The 15,838-nt window shown below is 64.0% G+C and carries 16 protein-coding genes and 1 pseudogene; 10 read left to right on the forward strand and 7 right to left on the reverse strand.

Features of this window, described 5'->3' with window-relative positions:
• Positions 1-74 precede the first annotated feature (74 nt).
• Positions 75-860, reverse strand: a complete 786-nt coding sequence (locus tag H7J93_RS25480) for a crotonase/enoyl-CoA hydratase family protein (protein ID WP_267309124.1) — start codon at positions 858-860, stop codon at positions 75-77.
• A gap of 170 nt (positions 861-1,030) precedes the next feature.
• Here H7J93_RS25480 and H7J93_RS25485 point away from each other — a divergent pair, with 170 nt between their 5' ends.
• Complete coding sequence (locus tag H7J93_RS25485; RefSeq protein WP_267309076.1) at positions 1,031-1,633, forward strand: TetR/AcrR family transcriptional regulator; 603 nt, start codon at positions 1,031-1,033, stop codon at positions 1,631-1,633.
• A gap of 85 nt (positions 1,634-1,718) precedes the next feature.
• Here H7J93_RS25485 and H7J93_RS25490 read toward each other — a convergent pair whose 3' ends face one another.
• The 3 genes from H7J93_RS25490 to H7J93_RS25500 all read right to left on the reverse strand — a co-directional run bounded on the left by H7J93_RS25490 (position 1,719) and on the right by H7J93_RS25500 (position 4,409).
• Complete coding sequence (locus H7J93_RS25490; RefSeq protein ID WP_267309077.1) at positions 1,719-2,501, reverse strand: dienelactone hydrolase family protein; 783 nt, start codon at positions 2,499-2,501, stop codon at positions 1,719-1,721.
• Positions 2,502-2,662: 161 nt separating this feature from the next.
• On the reverse strand, positions 2,663-3,559 hold the full coding sequence (locus H7J93_RS25495; RefSeq protein WP_267309078.1) for a helix-turn-helix transcriptional regulator: 897 nt from the start codon (positions 3,557-3,559) through the stop codon (positions 2,663-2,665).
• 55 nt (positions 3,560-3,614) lie between these two features.
• Positions 3,615-4,409, reverse strand: a complete 795-nt coding sequence (locus H7J93_RS25500) for an SDR family oxidoreductase (protein ID WP_267309079.1) — start codon at positions 4,407-4,409, stop codon at positions 3,615-3,617.
• 167 nt (positions 4,410-4,576) lie between these two features.
• On the opposite strand from H7J93_RS25500, the gene H7J93_RS25505 reads away from it, so the two are divergent.
• Entirely contained in the window at positions 4,577-6,253 is a 1,677-nt protein-coding gene (locus tag H7J93_RS25505; RefSeq protein ID WP_443677672.1) for a GMC family oxidoreductase, read from the forward strand.
• Between the two features lie 13 nt (positions 6,254-6,266).
• On the opposite strand, the gene H7J93_RS25510 is transcribed toward H7J93_RS25505, so the two are convergent.
• Complete coding sequence (locus tag H7J93_RS25510) at positions 6,267-7,163, reverse strand: SDR family oxidoreductase (protein WP_267309081.1); 897 nt, start codon at positions 7,161-7,163, stop codon at positions 6,267-6,269.
• An 85-nt stretch (positions 7,164-7,248) separates the two neighbouring features.
• Here H7J93_RS25510 and H7J93_RS25515 point away from each other — a divergent pair, with 85 nt between their 5' ends.
• From H7J93_RS25515 to H7J93_RS25535, 5 genes and pseudogenes are all read left to right on the forward strand, one after another.
• Positions 7,249-7,809 carry a TetR family transcriptional regulator gene (locus H7J93_RS25515; RefSeq protein WP_267309082.1) on the forward strand — a complete coding sequence of 187 codons (561 nt, stop codon included), beginning with the start codon at positions 7,249-7,251 and terminating at the stop codon, positions 7,807-7,809.
• Between the two features lie 62 nt (positions 7,810-7,871).
• A pseudogene (locus tag H7J93_RS25520) lies at positions 7,872-8,793 on the forward strand (MBL fold metallo-hydrolase).
• A 165-nt stretch (positions 8,794-8,958) separates the two neighbouring features.
• Entirely contained in the window at positions 8,959-10,212 is a 1,254-nt protein-coding gene (locus tag H7J93_RS25525) for a cytochrome P450 (protein ID WP_267309083.1), read from the forward strand.
• Entirely contained in the window at positions 10,205-10,828 is a 624-nt protein-coding gene (locus H7J93_RS25530) for a TetR/AcrR family transcriptional regulator (protein WP_267309084.1), read from the forward strand. The genes H7J93_RS25525 and H7J93_RS25530 overlap by 8 nt, the downstream gene beginning before the upstream one ends.
• 231 nt (positions 10,829-11,059) lie before the next feature.
• Positions 11,060-11,689 carry a TetR/AcrR family transcriptional regulator gene (locus H7J93_RS25535; protein WP_267309085.1) on the forward strand — a complete coding sequence of 210 codons (630 nt, stop codon included), beginning with the start codon at positions 11,060-11,062 and terminating at the stop codon, positions 11,687-11,689.
• 12 nt (positions 11,690-11,701) lie between these two features.
• Here H7J93_RS25535 and H7J93_RS25540 read toward each other — a convergent pair whose 3' ends face one another.
• Positions 11,702-12,439 carry an SDR family NAD(P)-dependent oxidoreductase gene (locus H7J93_RS25540; RefSeq protein ID WP_267309086.1) on the reverse strand — a complete coding sequence of 246 codons (738 nt, stop codon included), beginning with the start codon at positions 12,437-12,439 and terminating at the stop codon, positions 11,702-11,704.
• 219 nt (positions 12,440-12,658) lie between these two features.
• Here H7J93_RS25540 and H7J93_RS25545 point away from each other — a divergent pair, with 219 nt between their 5' ends.
• From H7J93_RS25545 to H7J93_RS25555, 3 genes are all read left to right on the forward strand, one after another.
• A complete protein-coding gene (locus H7J93_RS25545) occupies positions 12,659-13,477 on the forward strand; it encodes an enoyl-CoA hydratase/isomerase family protein (RefSeq protein WP_267309087.1) in 819 nt (272 codons plus the stop codon).
• A 106-nt stretch (positions 13,478-13,583) separates the two neighbouring features.
• The gene (locus H7J93_RS25550) at positions 13,584-14,399 is read left to right on the forward strand and encodes an LLM class F420-dependent oxidoreductase (protein WP_267309088.1); all 816 of its coding nucleotides are present in this window, start codon (positions 13,584-13,586) and stop codon (positions 14,397-14,399) included.
• Positions 14,400-14,442: 43 nt separating this feature from the next.
• The gene (locus H7J93_RS25555; RefSeq protein WP_267309089.1) at positions 14,443-14,880 is read left to right on the forward strand and encodes a hypothetical protein; all 438 of its coding nucleotides are present in this window, start codon (positions 14,443-14,445) and stop codon (positions 14,878-14,880) included.
• Here H7J93_RS25555 and H7J93_RS25560 read toward each other — a convergent pair.
• Positions 14,870-15,724, reverse strand: coding sequence for an enoyl-CoA hydratase/isomerase family protein (locus H7J93_RS25560; RefSeq protein WP_267309090.1), 855 nt, complete (start codon positions 15,722-15,724; stop codon positions 14,870-14,872). The genes H7J93_RS25555 and H7J93_RS25560 overlap by 11 nt on opposite strands.
• Between the last annotated feature and the right edge of the window lie 114 nt (positions 15,725-15,838).

A 15,838-nucleotide genomic window follows, 5' to 3' on the forward strand; every position in this document is an offset into this window, starting at 1 on the left:
TCCTAGGCACTGACTGGACTCTTGTATGCCATAGCGGTTTCCGTTCTACTCGGCGGCGTCGCGAGACGTCCGCATCAGTGACCGACGAACTGTGCCGGCTGGCGGGTCAAGAAGGATTCCAGGCCGATGCGCGAATCCTCGGTGCCGAAGAGCTTGACAACGGTTGGGACGAGTTCGGCTGCGGCAGCTGCCTCACCCTCCCGCTGGGCCAACCGGGCGCTATGGAGAGTGGCCTGGACTCCCAGCGGCGCTTGCGCGGCGATCACCTGCGCGAGCTGAACCGCGCGTGCGAGGTGTGCGTCGTCGGCCACCACCTCCTGGACGATACCGATACGATGTGCCTCCGCGCTGTCGAACTCCTCCGCCGTCAGCATCCAGCGCATTGCGTTGCCCCACCCGGCGGCACGCGGAAAGCGCACGGTCGCACCACCGAACGGATATATCCCCCTGGCGATCTCGAGCTGCGCGAAAGTTGCACTTTCTGCCGCCACGACGATGTCGCAAGCCAGCAGCAACTCGATCCCCAGCGTGAGGCACTTGCCGTGCACGGCGGCGACGAGCGGTTTCGTCAATCGCCGACCATCCACCTGCCAGGGGTTGATGCCCCCTTCGGGTACCTGCAGTGAACCGTCCTGCAGGCTGGGGACAACGTCGGGCAGGTCGAGACCGGACGTGAACCCCTTCCCTTCGCCGTAGAGGACCCCGACTCGCAGACCGTCATCGGTGTCGAGCTTGCCCAGTGCCTCGGCCAGCTCGTTGATCATCGCCCTGTTGAATGCGTTCCGCTTGTCGGGTCTGTTGAGACCAATGACGAGGACATTGCCGTCGCGCGTCACAGTCAGGGTTTCGTAATTGTCCATACTCATCCGATGGATCTCCTTTAGGCCGCGGGAACCGAGGCGGTTTCGTCTACTGACTCTGTAGACTAAATCGTCTAGACTAGATCATCAAGAAGGCGATCGGCGGGACGCTCCCGACGGACGTCGCCCTATACTCGGGAACCACATGGATCGCGTTGAGAGGCGGGGAAATGACCAGTCCACGGAAGGCTGCTCTCCCCCACAAGGAAGCTCTCCTGCGTAGCGGAACGAAGCTGTTCTACGACTACGGCTTTCACGGCACGACAGTCGACGCGGTACTCGCCGACGCTGGCGTACCGAAAGGCTCGTTCTATCACCACTTCGGCTCCAAAGACGTGTTCGGCCAAGCCGTAGTCGAGCGTTACATGGAGTTCCAACGCAATCTGTTCGGCAAGTGGTCGTCAAAGAAGGATCTCTCGACGTCCGACAAGCTGGTTGGCTACGCGAAAGAGATGTCGCAGATGTGCGTCAAGTCCGGATATCAACGCGGGTGCTTGGCCGGCAAGCTTTCAACCGAGGTGGCCCCCGCTTCCGACGTGTTCCGCCGGCAGCTGGGCTCTCACATCGAAACGTGGACCACCGACCTCGCGACACTGCTCGCAACCGGACAGGAGCAGGGCGACGTTCGAACCGACCGTTCGGCGCGGGAGATCGCCGAGGCGGTGCTGTCGCTCATTCAGGGAACTTTCGTGTTGGCGCTATCCACTCGCGACAAGCACACTCTCGCGTCGCTTGTGACAACTCTGCGACTGCTCGTCGAACCACCCGCTTGACCGGGGCTCGCCGCCCTATAGTCATTGCACGGCTGCCGGTTTCGGACATATGCAGGAATCGGGTTTGGCGATCCGTGGTGCGTTGTCACAGCTTTTCGTCGCCGTCGGATCGGCGCAGAGTGTCGTCGAGCAGATCTAGCACCGCCCGCCACGCCCGTCGCGCGTGGGCGGCGTGGTGACCTACTCCGGGGACTGTGGCCGCTGGGCGGTCCGGGGTGCCACCATCGGACAGTGCATCGGCCGATGACATCGGAGCGGCCCAGAAGGCGTGTTGAGCGCCACCGTAGATGTTGACGCGCCAGTCCCGTCCAGCCCCCTGCAATACGGATGCGAACGCCATGAGCTGCTCAGGGGTGCACAGGGGGTCCTCGGAACCCGTGCACAACAGAAAGGCGGTGCCGACGTCGGTCCAGTCCTCGGCGCGAGAAGCCGGCAAGGCCGGGTGCACGACCGCGACCGCCGCGAACGGCGTTCCCGTTCGGGCAAGTTCGAGAACGATGCGGCCACCGGCGCCGTATCCGATCGCCGCGAGACGCCCCGTGTCGACGCCCGGAACGGCTAGCAGAGCGTCGAGCCCCGCACGCCCTATCGTGCGCATACGCTCGGGGTCGGCCAGTAGCGGCATGACCCGGTCCAGCATTGCCTGCGGCTGGCCGAAATACGTTTTGCCCGCGTGGTAGTCCAACGCGAACGCGACGTATCCCCGCTCGGCGAGGATGTCGGCACGGCTGCGTTGATAATGCTCCAGACCGACTCCATCGTGGCCGATCAGCACAGCCGGCCACGGGCCCTCGCCGTCGGGGTGAGCCAGGTGGGCGATCATTGTCAGTCCGTCGACGTCGTAACTGACTTCCCGTACCACGACCATGTACTGACGGTATCGCGCGACCACCGACTTCCTTTGCGGCTTCGCGCTCGGCGAATCGCACTCTCACACCTAGCCCCCAACGTGTGTGGCGACGGGATGCGCTTGCGGGCCTACACGCTAATTCCCGCTCCCCCTGATCGCCGTGCGGCTAAGGCTTTGGACTATCCGTCGGATGCTTCGAGCTCGGTCGCCAGCGTCTGTTGGGTCGCCGCCCACGACGCCAAGAGCGCTAAATTGTCAGCCGTCGGCGTGCCAGCGGGCGCGGTGTAAACGATCAGGTGCAGGCCGGGATCGACGGGCAGTTCGAGGGACTCGACGTCCAAGTCGAGCCGGCCGACGATCGGATGCTGCAGTCGCTTGCGTCCGGACCGTTGCAACCGCACGTCCTGAGATGCCCAGCGCCGCCGGAATAGCTCACTGCACGTTGACAGTTCGCCGACGAGTGCGATCAGCTCCTGGTCGTGCGGATTGCGGCCGGCTTCCATGCGTAGTTTCGCGGCCAAGTCGCCGGCGATTTGGTCGTAGTCGACGAAGAAATCTCTGGCCGCCTCAGGAGCGAGATAGACGAACCGGGCTGTGTTGGCGGGTCGTCGCGGGTCGGCCAGCACCGGCGAATACAGAGCGCGGGCGAATTGATTCATGGCCAGCACGTCATAACGTCCGTTACAGATCCAGGCCGGGGCACCAGAGACGGCGTCGAGCACCTGCTGCAATGTCGAACGCACCGCCGAGGCAGGCCTGCGTCGGCGTTGGCCGCTGCCCGGCCCGGATTGGCGCGCCAGATGGAACAGGTGGTCGCGCTCGGCCTCGTCGAGTTGTAAGGCAGAGGCCAAGGCGTGTAGCACGCCATCGGAAGCACCACCGAGGTTGCCACGCTCCATACGCACGTAGTAGTCGACGGACACCCCCGCCAGTAGCGCTACCTCCTCGCGGCGCAGACCCTTGACGCGACGATTGCCGCCATAAGCCGGCAAGCCCGCCTGCTCAGGGGCGATGCGGGCGCGACGCGATCTCAGGAACTCTCGGATCTCGGTGCGCAGGTCAAGCGTGGCGGCCATCCATCCACCGTAAGCCCGCACCGGACACCAAGGGAGGTACGGCCAATACCCCGCATCACGCGGTCGTGGCGATCCCCCCGTCGACCGGGACGACGGTGCCCGTGAGGTAGGCGCCCGCCCGGCTGGCGAGGAATACGGCGACACCCGCCATGTCGTCGTCGCGGCCGATCCGGCGCAACGGCGCCGACGCCGCGATCGCCTCACCGAACTCGTCGAGGGTCGCAGCCATCATCGTCGACGGGAATGGTCCCGGTGCCACCGCGTTCACGGTGATGTGCTGCGGGCCCAGTTCCTTGGCGAGCACTCTGGTGAGTTGATGCAGCGCGGCCTTGCTGCTGGAGTACGAGTAGTTGGGCCGTTGAGGGATATGTATGGCGGCGATGCTGCCGATGTTGATGATCCGCGCGGGATCGTCGGCGGTCCCCGCGCTGCGAAGCGCTGGCAGCAGCTCCTGCACCAGCCAGAACGGTGACTTCAGGTTGATGTCGATGACCGTGTCCCAGCCGGCGTCCTGGAACGTTTCCAACGGCTCGTCCCACATTGCGCCGGCATTGTTGACCAGAATGTCGAGACGCCCGGAGTCGGCCGTGACGACGTGAGCGAGGCGTTCACATTCCTCGTGCCTGGACAGATCAGCAGGGATTGCTGAGACGTCGCCAAACTCGGACAGGTGCTCCTGCGCCCGAGCGCACGCTTCGGGTTTGCGTGAGCTGACGATCACATGGGCACCCGCCTGCAGAAGCCCGCGCGCAATCATCATTCCGATGCCTCCGGTGCCACCGGTGACAAGGGCGTACTTCCCACTCAGATCGAACAGCCTTGCATGACTGGTGAATTGGTTGTTGGCCATAGATCACAGGTTGACAGGCGTTTTGGACGTCTGGGAGTGCCGTTTATTACAGGTACTGCGAGAGCCGCCCAAGCCTGCGAGCTCAATGTCCCGGCCACAGCACCGCGGAATGCGCTTGCAGGACGCGGCCATCACGCACACTAGGACACGTGCCAGATAGGAACCCCGTGGCCGAATTCGACTACATTATCGTGGGTGCAGGCAGCGCGGGCTGCCTGCTCGCCAATCGGCTCAGCGCCAACCCCGACCGGCGTGTGCTGTTGATCGAGGCCGGCGGCAAGGACAACTGGTTCTGGATCAAGATCCCGGTGGGCTATCTGTTCACCATCGCCAACCCCCGCACCGACTGGTGCTTCAACACCGAACCCGACCCAGGCCTGGCCGGGCGCAGCATCATCTACGCGCGGGGCCGTGTGATCGGCGGCTGTTCGTCGATCAACGCCATGATCCACATGCGCGGGCAGGCAAGCGATTACGAACTATGGGCGAAAGCCACCGGAGACGAGCGATGGCTATGGGGCGGCCCAGACCGTCCCGGTGAGACACTGAAGATCTACAAGGAGTTGGAGAACTACTTCGGCGGAGCCGACGAGTGGCACGGCGCCGACGGTGAGATCCGGGTCGAACGGCCCCGGGTGCGGTGGAAGATCCTGGACGCCTGGCAGGCCGCCGCTGCCGAACTGGGCATCGAGCCGATCGATGAGTTCAACCGCGGCGACAACTCCGGCAGCGCGTACTTCCATGTCAATCAACGGCGAGGCCGACGATGGTCGATGGCCGATGCGTTCCTCCACCCCGTCAGCCACCGACCCAATCTCACCGTCTACGCACAGACCCAGGCCCTACAGCTACTGATGGACGATCATGTCCGCGAGGATCACCGTCGTGGCGCCTGGACCACGGCCCAGCACCGCGTCACTGGCGTGCGACTGCCCAAAGACGGCCAGATCGTCGACGTTCGAGCCCGTCGGGAGGTGATCCTGAGCGCTGGAGCCATCGGCTCCCCTCATCTGATGCAGGTCTCGGGCCTGGGTCCGGCCGGTCTGCTCACCGAGCATCAAGTCCCGGTGGCCGTCGATCTGCCCGGAGTCGGTGAAAACCTCCAGGACCATCTACAGCTTCGGATGGTCTACCGCATCCGCGGCGCGCGAACCGTCAACACCCTCTACCGGAACTGGATCACCCGCGCGGGCATGGGAATTCAGTACCTGCTGCTGCGATCGGGTCCCATGACCATGCCGCCGTCCACACTGGGAGCCTTCGCCAAGAGCGACCGCGCGCTGGCCAGCCCCGATATGGAATGGCATGTGCAACCGTTGTCGTTGCCGAAGTTCGGTGAGCGCCTACACCCCTTCGGAGCCGTCACTCCCTCGGTCTGCAATCTGCGCCCCACCTCGCGTGGCCATGTGCGTATCACCGATGCGGACCCGCTGTCCCACCCGAAGATCCTCTGCAACTACCTGTCCACTGACGCCGATCGTGCCGTCGCGGTACGCGGCCTGCGGATGACCCGCCAGATCATGGCGGCGCCTGCCCTCGCGCGTTATTGCCCCGAAGAGATGCTCCCCGGCCCGCAACTGGTAAGCGATGAGGACCTGCAAAAGGCGGCCAGCGAGTTGGGGACCACTATCTTCCACCCGGTGGGCACCTGCGCGATGGGAGCCTTCGACTCACACGGCCTGCCGCAGTCGCCAACCACGGTGCTCGACACCGACTTTCGGGTGTTTCGCGTGGCCGGCCTTCGAGTAGTCGACGCTTCGGCAATGCCCAACATCACTTCTGGGAACACCAACGCGCCGGTCATGCTCATCGCGGAGCGCGCAGCGCGGGCGATCCTGGAATGAGCCGCGCCTTTAGTCAGGCGAAGTAGTGCCCGGCGTTCAGGTCTTCGAGGAGGGTCGCTTGCTCGGGCGTCCAACCAAGCAGTCTCCGCGTGATCGCGCTGGATGTCGGATTGTCCAACGAGGCAACCCATCCGATGAAACCGAGCTGTTCCGTCGCTTCCTGCACGGAGACGCTCACCGCAGGAATGTCCAGCTGCTTGGCGATGGCTTCGGCAATGTCCCGGAACGGGATGCCGTCCTCGGCGGCCCCGTGCAATCGGGACCCGGCCGGCGCGGTCTCGAGGGCCAGTCGGTAAAGCCGTGCGGCATCGACGTTGTGGACCGCGGGCCAGCGGTTGGTTCCATCGCCGATATAGATGGACTGCCCCGTGTTTCGTGCGTTCTCGATGAGCGTCGGGATGAACCCGCGACGGTCGGTGGGTCCGTGGACCGTCGGCGCCAGCCGAATGACCGAAGCGCGCACGTCCTGGTCTGCCAGGGCAAGCGTGGCGTTCTCCGACGGTACGCGGGGACCGTCCGACGGCGGCACGGTCTCCTCGGTCGCCAACGCGCTCGATGAACCGGTCGCGAGGACTGCGGTGCCGGAGGTGTTGACGAACGGCTTACCCGAGCCGACCAGCGCTGCCCCGATGGCCCTTACCGCCCGAACGTCGGCTTCCGCCGCACCGGCGTAGTCGGCGAAGTCGTGTTTGAACGCCAGGTGGATGACCCCGTCGGACTCCCCTGCCGCCTTCGTCAGCACGTCGAGATCGTCAAGCGTGCCCCGCACCACCTTGGCTCCGGCCTGCTCCACCACCTCTGCGCCTGTGTCTGAGCGGACGAGACCCGAGACCTGATGACCGTAGTCGAGCAGCTCGCGCACCACCAATGAACCGATATGGCCCGACGCGCCGGTGACGAATACATGCATCTGCATATCCTTCCGCTGGGATGACAGTGACTGTCATCGGATTACACCTGATGTCAGCGACTGGCATCCCCGTACTATTCCCTTCATGGGTCGATGGGAGCCGGACGCGAAGGGCCGTCTTGAGCGCGCAGCGCTCGAGCTCTACGCCGAACGCGGCTTCGACGACACCACGGTTGCCGAGATCGCCGAGCGGGCAGGCGTCACCGAGCGAACGTTCTTCCGTCATTTTTCCGACAAGCGCGAGGTGCTGTTCCGCGGCAACGAGCTGGCCGAACGCGTCGCCGACGCGCTGAGGGCCGCGCCCCGCGGTCTGTCCCCCCTTGATGCCGTCGTCGCGGCGTTCGAATCGACCGCCGAGTTCTTCGACGGCCGGCGAACGCATTCGAAGACACGTCAGGGCATCATCGAAGCCCATCCGGCGCTGCGAGAACGAGAACTGATCAAGCTCGCGACGATGGCCGAATTGGTCGGCCAGGCGCTTCGCGATCGTGGAGTCTCGGAACCCGCGGCCGGCTTGGCGGCAGAGGCAGGAACTGCCGTATTCAAGATCGCGTTCGAGCGCTGGCTCGACGATCCCGCGGAGCAAAGCATCGCGGCGCATCTGCAAGAGGCGCTGGCGGAACTCAAGTCGGTGACAGGGCACTGACGCCGCGGACTGCCGAAGCACCAACCGGATTCGGGTCTGCACACTGGCCGTAGGGGTCGGCTATGACCGACCGCACGCAACTGGGTGCCGCGACCGTCACGCGGGTGGTCGAGTGGCGCCTCGACCTGCCGCTCACCATGTTTCCCGAGACGCCGCCCGCGGTGTGGCGCGAGCTGGCATCCGAACTGAGCCCCACGTTCTGGAACTCCGACAACTGGCACGCCGGCGTGCAGATGTGGGCGATCGAGGTGGACGGACTCACGGTGCTGGTCGACACCGGCGTCGGCAACGGCCGCGACCGCCCTGCCATGCCGTTCCTGGCCGATCTCAACACCGACTTCCTCGACGCACTACGCGCCGCGGGCATCACGCCCGACTCGGTGGACGTCGTCGTCAACACCCACATCCACACCGACCACGTTGGCTGGAACACCCGACGCGAAAACGATGAATGGGTTCCGACGTTTCCGAACGCGCGCTATCTCGTGCCTGAAGCCGACTACCGCTACTACCACCCCGGCAACGCCGACGCGCGGGGCCCCGGCCGGTCCGAGGAGCATCAGGCACGACTGGACGCGAGCCGAATCCTGTTCGCCGACAGCATTATTCCAGTTGATGCGACGGGCCAGATCGAGCTCTGGGCCGACGACTATCAGGTGAGCGAGTCGTTGAGGTTGCGGCCCGCTCCTGGCCATACGCCGGGCTCGTCTGTCCTCTGGTTGGATGCGGGTCGACCCGCGGTGTTCGTCGGTGACCTCACCCACAGCCCCATGCAGTTGCACAGACCGGCGGATTCGTGCGTACTCGATGAGGACTTCGTCGAGGCCGCGGTGACCCGTCGGCGAGTGCTCACCGACGCGTCCAGGCGTCGCGCCACTGTCATCCCGCCACTATCCAGGGCGCGGCGGGGCCACCGTGGTGGCGCGCGGCGACGCGTTCATGATCGACGACTGGCTCGAAATAGGCGACGTGCAGACGCGTTGACGGCTGCGGAAGTCGCCTGAAGTGACGTTTTGCAGCAATTTGTATGATCACGACACAGTTGGCAGCAGATTCTGACACTATCTCAGCGTTTTTCATTGACGGGCCCGCCCTATGGTCATACGCTTTCTGTAGAAATGTCCGTCACTGACGAGGGTCGAGCTACTGATGACCGTGACCAGCACCGCGCCCAGCGTCTTTGACGCTGCTCTCCCCACCTTCAGCTACGACCTTGCCGCCTCACCTCACGACATCCTCGAGGACGTACGAAGGGCACAAGCCCGTGCACCCATCGCCATCGGCCCCTTCGGCCCGGAGATCCTGTCGTACGAACTGTCCAGAGAAATGCTGCGCGACAACCGATTCCGTTTGCCGCCCGGTATCACTCTGGCATCCCAGGGCATCACATCGGGACCGTTGTTCGACAAGATGGCGAACAGCCTCCTTGGCCTTGAGGGCGCACCACATGTCCGGTTACGGAAGCTGGTCTCCAAGGCGTTCACCCCGCGCGCGACAGCACGTCTTCAAGACACGATCCACGAGGTGGTGAACGGCCTCATCGATCAGGTGGTCGACGTCGGACGATGCGATGTCGTGACTGATATCGCGCGCCCCTACCCCACCCCCATCATGTGCGCGCTGCTCGGCGCGCCCAGCGAAGACTGGCAGCTGTTCGCAGATTGGACAGAAGAAGTCTTCAAAGCTCTCAACTTTCAGCCAGACGTCAACTTCGATGAGTCCGCGATCATGCGGGCGTGGGGCGAACTCGACGCCTACGTCGACGACATGGTCGCCGCCCGCCGGAACCATCTGACCGATGATCTGCTCTCCGAACTCATCCGGGCTGAAAGCGACGGCGACCGGCTGAATCTCGATGAACTCCGCATGCTGGTCGCCGGTTTCCTGATGGCGGGAACGGACACGACGCGAAACCAACTGGCCGCGTCGGTGCAGGTGCTCTGCGAGCATCCGGATCAATGGACAACGCTGCGCGATCATCCCGAGTTAGCAATGCAGGCGGTCGAGGAGAGCATGCGACACTCACCGGCTGCGAGTATCGTGCCGCGCGCCGCCACCGAGAACGTCGAATTCGCCGGCTACCTGTTCCCGGCAGGAACCTTCATCCTCGTGAACACCTTCGCCGCCAACCGCGACCCGGCGATCTATCGCGATGCTGAGCGTTTCGACATCACGCGCAAAGACGTCCCGCCGATTCTGACCTTCGGCGGTGGTGCGCACTATTGTTTGGGTGCCAATCTCGCACGCCGCGAGCTGGCGGAAGCACTTGTAGTGCTCACTCGCCGTCTTGCTGCGCCACGCCGTGTCGGTGCGGCTCCGTGGAAGTCGCTGCTTGGAATGACCGGTCCTGTAACGCTTCCGATCGAATTCGCGCGCGCAGAGGTCGTGACTGCAAATGCGTAGTCGCGGGTGGGCGGGCTCAACACCCGCATCAGACGAGGAGGCGATCGCCCGCATCCTGGACGCAGTGGACGACGTGGTCGCCGAACATGGCGTTTCGCTACGCCTTGCCGACGTCGCCCGCAGACTGGGTGTCACGCGCCAGACGGTCTACCGCTACTTCCCCAATGCCGATGCGCTGCTGATCGCCAGCGGGATGCGTGCCGTCGACGGGTTCATCGACCAGGTAGTACAACACGTCGAGGGCGTCAACGACCCGGTCGGTGCACTCGTCGAATGCATTGCGTTCGCGGTTGAGAAGCTCACGGGTGACCCTCAGTTGGAGGGCCTGCTTGCCGGGCGACAGGACGGCGCGGCACCCACATCGCTGTCGTCCGACACCGCAAAGGCGTTCTGCCTGTCGTTCTTCCGACGACTCGATGTGGACTGGGAGCTACACGGCTTCGACAAGGTTGGACTAGAGGACCTTGCTGAAATAACCTTGCGCACAGTGCAGTCCATGTTGACCGATCCTGGAGTGTCGCCGCGCAGTGGTGTCGCACTGCGCCGCTTCGTTGCTCGGTGGCTGGGTCCGGCGATCGTCTACCAACGGATGGCGTCGCTGTCGATCCACGAGTAGACGGCCTTCACCACTGGTCCTAGCGGCAGTGGAATTCCGCGACACTCTGCATCTGCCGGCCGACGATAGGTCGATACCCCACGCCGTTTCAGGGTGTCTCTGTCCAATGGTGCGCCGGCGATGACACCAATGACATCCGATGACTAAGCCAGACTCATCGGTCGAATAACAGTACGATAGGTCGAACTCTGCGACAGTTGATGCGGGGTCGAGCGGTTAGGGAAGGTACTCATGGCCGAGCCTTCGAAGGCGGCACGGCGTTCGTCGAGTCGCGTCGAACGGCGCCGGGATCGACGCAAGGCTGAGATCGTCGCGACCGCTACCCAACTGCTGTCGTCTCGCGGATACCAGCGGATGAACCTCGAGGACATCGCTGAGCAGACAGATATCGCCAAAGCCACTCTCTACCACTACTTTTCGAGCAAGGACGAGCTGGTCAAAGCGGTGTTGGAAGAACTGACCACCCACGTCAACACCCGGCTGCAGACGGCATTGGATGAGGCTGGCGACCGCGGCCACTTCGAGCAGCTGCAGACACTCATTCGCGAGCAGATCCGCATCCTGACCGAGACCGCACCGGAGGTCGGCGCGGTTTTCGCGTGGCCCAAGTCATGGCCGGATGTTTTCGAGCCGATCATCAAGGACAGTCGTCGCCGCCACGACGCACTGTTTCGCAAGGTGGTGCTCGCGGGCATCGCTGCGGGCGAATTCGACTGTCCCAACGCCGATGTCGCCGTGCAATGTCTCCACGGAGTCCTCAACCATTCGTCGCTGTGGATCAGGAAAGAAATGCCTGCCAGGAAGAAGGCCCAACTACGTGAGGCCGTGGTGGCGACAGCTTCGCGAATGTTCGGAAAGTAAGCGCCTGCCGGTCTACCCCGCCATGGTCAAACCGCCGCTGACACTGAGCACCTGGCCGGTCACGTAATTGGCTCTGTCCGAGGCAAAGAACAGCACTGAGTCGGCGATCTCTTCCGGAGCCGCCAACCGGCGAAACGGAATCGCCCGGATGAGGCCATCTTTGACTTTGTCAGGTAGCGAGGCGAACAGCGGCGTATCGGTGGGGCCGGGGCACACACAGTTGACGTTGATCTGATACCTGGCCATCTCGCGTGCGAGCGACTTGGTAAAGGCGATCACCCCGCCTTTGGTGCCGGCGTACACGGTCTCCCCCAGGCTGCCTACCCGTCCGGCGTCACTGGCGATGTTGACGATCTTGAGGGGCGCACCCTCGGGTATGACGACGTCCAGCACAGCGCGCGTGAGCCGAACCGGACCCAGGAAGTTCACTGCGACCAGGGATTGCCACAACTCGTCGTCGTTACTCATGAACGGCTCGACCCGGTCGAATCCCGCTGCGTTGACCAAGGCGTGCGGCAGGCCGAGGTCTCTGACTATCGCGTCGCGAGCTGCGGAAATCGCAGACGCGTCGGCGAGGTCGACTTCATAGGGACGGGCGTTGCCGATCGCCGCTACCGTCTCGGCAAGCCCGTCGGCATCACGGTCCAACGCCGCGACGACGGCGCCGGCATCGGCCATGCGGATGGCAATCGCACGGCCGATGCCTGAGGCGGCCCCCGTCACGATCGCCACCTTGTTCGCGAATTGCATGGTCTCTCCCGTGGTGTCGCAGCGCCCTTGGGCCAAGGTTGCCTGGTTCCCTGAATTGCGGTCCTCTGAAGGTACTCCGGCGGACAGTCAATTTAGTCAACCCAAGGGTCGAACTTTAGGACAGTTGGTCGAGTTACTGTCGATATGGTTGTCTACCTACACGCCGGCGACGGGTTCTCGCCGGGGGTGGCCTCAATGATGAAGCGAGCGGAGCACGCCATGAACTTTGACGATTACAAACAGTTGACACTGTCCCGCCGCGACAACGGCGTCCTGCTCATCACCATCGACCGGCCGGAGAAGTACAACGCCGCCGACGAGCAGATGCACACAGAACTCGCCCGGATTTGGGTCGACGTGGCAGCCGACCCGCAGACCCGCGTCGCCGTGATCACCGGCGCCGGCAAGGCCTTCTCGGCCGGTGGTGATCTTGCGATGGTCGAGCGCATGGCCGGCGACTACGAGCGGGTTTCGCACATGCTCGACGAGATGAGTGCGCTCGTCTACAACATCATCAACTGCGACAAGCCGATCGTGTCGGCCATCAACGGAGTTGCCGTCGGAGCCGGAACCGTCGCCGCCCTGCTGGCTGATGTCGCCATTGCCGCCGAAGACGCCCGGATCGGCGACGGACACGTGAAACTCGGCGTAGCCGCCGGTGACCATGCTGCGATCATCTGGCCTCTGTTGATCGGCATGGCCAAGGCCCGCTACTACCTGCTCACCGGCGAGATGGTCACCGGTGCCGAAGCAGAACGTATCGGTCTTGTCGCCAAAGCCCTTCCCCGCGAACAAGTTCTGGACGAAGCCCTTCGTGTCGCCGATGCGCTGGCGACCGGGTCTCAGCAGGCAATCCGCCTCACCAAACGGACCCTGAACAACTGGCTGCGCACCGCGGGGCCGACCTTCGACCAGTCCGCGGCATACGAGATGTTGACCTTCCTCGGCCCCGACGTGGTCGAGGGTTATACGGCGCTCCGCGAGAAGCGCCCACCACGGTTTCCCTCGGCGCTGGCGACATCAGACGACCAGCGCTGAGAGTTACCACCTTCGAATCACGGCGGGTTTATCGCCGGTTTCGGAATAACAGGTCCAGTACTCGGCTTGTGCTCAGGAGAGTCCAACTTTCCTGAGGAGATGACCCATGTCGCGACCCCTTCGCATCGGCGTGCAGATAAGCCCCGGCGGAACACCCGACTACCGGACGTGGCGCCAGGCAGTGCTACACGCTGAGGACCTGGGTGCCGACATCGTCTTCGGTTACGACCACTTCCACGCCCCGAATTTCGCCGGCATCGTCGATGCGAAGCCGATTCTGGCCGACGACCAACCCGATGTGCCGAACTTCGAAGGGTGGACCGCGCTGGCGTCGTGGGGTGAGATCACTACCCGCGCCGAGATCGGGCTATTGGTCAGCGGCATCGGATATCGCAATCCCGATCTGCTGGCCGATATGGCCCGCACCGTCGACCACATCAGCGGTGGCCGCCTCATTCTCGGTGTCGGGGCCGGATGGTACGAAAAGGATTACACCACATACGGTTACGACTTCGGCACGGTGAAGTCGAGGGCCGACCTCTTCGACGAGGGCCTGGTGCGGATCGAAAGCCGGTTGAGTCAGCTCAATCCCGCGCCGCTACGCAAGATCCCGATTCTGATCGGTGGTTCGGGCCAGAAGCGCACTCTGCCCGCCGTCGCGCGGCACGCGGACATCTGGCATACGTTCCTGCCGATCGAGTTGTACCGGCAGGCCACCGCCCGTGTGGATGATCTGGCCGCCGAGTTCGGCCGGGCCGACAGCGATATCGAGCGATCGGTCGTGTGGGAGGACGAACGCAGCGCCGATCAGTATCTCGACGCAGGTGCCACCTTGATCACCACGGAGATCCGGCCGACTGCGGAGGGGTTCGCCTTCACCGAGCTGGAGCGACTGCTCAAGTGGCGGGCTAATCGAGCCTGACCATAGCGCTAACGCGATGGTCCGAACCGCCGATAACAGTGTCGTGACCGTGTTCCGTATCGCAAGCGCTGCTGCCGCCGCCCTGATCGCGCCCTTATTGTGGGCCACCCCCGCACATGCCGACGCCTTCGCCGAACTCCCGGCGGTTCCGGTGGTCGCCTCCCCCACCTGCGGTGGCACTGTGAGCGCGGAGGCCCAGGTGACGCCGGTGCAGGTCGGTGACCAAGTCGGTGATGGCGTCCGGGTGGCGATCCACTATGACGCCGGTGTGTACGACGGCTCCTGTTCGCTGACCGTGACCGCCGACTGGACCAACCTCGACACGGGGGCCTCCGGCAGTGGTGACATCACCGCCGTGTCGACGATCGATGGGCACTACGGTTTCATCGGCTACGCCAACACTACCTTCGACACGGGCGGCGGCACGATCGTCGTCACAGTCAGCTCCCATCCCGGCGCGGAAATGCGGCTCACGACTTGAGATCTGTCTCTCCGGTCTCTGGTATCGCTGTGCCCAGGTAGTAGCCCATGCGCATCTCGTAGTCGCCGGGTTGATTGCGGCCCGCAGCCAGTGCGGCGGCGAGACGGCGTTTCGAGCCGGGCCACTGGAAGGACTGCAGGTAGATCTGCAGTGAGGACAACATGTCCTCCGGTGACGGGAGCGTGTGCCGGTTGGTCTGCTGCTTGACGGCGGCGATCGACTCTTTGTCGTAGGAGGCGATCCGCCGAGCGAGGGTGTCCACGAGTCCGTCGAGGTCGGCGTCGTCGACCGTCCGGTTGACCCATCCGTAGCGCTCGGCGAGATCGGCCGGGTAGTCGTCGCTGGAGAGCGCTACCTCGAACGCCCTGGCCCTGCCCATCAACAGCGGAAGATGCTCCAGCCCGCCGCCCCCGGGCAGATTGCCGCTTGCGGTTTCGGGCTGGCCGAAAAGTGCGCGATCGCTCGCGAAACGCATATCCATCGCCAGGGTGAGCTCGCTGCCGATTCCGCGCACCCGGCCCCGGATCTTGGCGATGGATGCGACGGGTAGTCGCGAGAGGCGGGTGCTGGTGTCGATGGTCAGCGGATAACCGGTGACTCCGGGGTCCTTGGGCGTCTCCGCGACGCGAGACGTGTCGTAGTGGTTCAGGAAGTAGTCCGGGTTGGCCGAGTCGAACACCACGACGCGAAGTTCGGGCGCCGCCTCCATCTGGTTGATCAGCTCGGGCAGTTCCACGAGCATCTCCGGGGTCACCAGATTGATCGGCGGGTTGTCGAAGGTGACCCGCCAGAGGCGCTCGTCGTCAGCGGATACTGAAAAGTGGGTCCAGTGCTGCGTTTTCATCCCCTTCTCGTTTCTCTGTCGACGACGGCCCAGTCGTCGCCGCGGCGTCTTTCCCTACTTCAACGCGGACGACGGTGAAACTACTTCACCGAGTTGACATCGAAGGCTGACATA

Origin of the sequence: Mycobacterium barrassiae (assembly GCF_025822765.1) — a bacterium.
GTDB lineage: Bacteria > Actinomycetota > Actinomycetes > Mycobacteriales > Mycobacteriaceae > Mycobacterium > Mycobacterium barrassiae.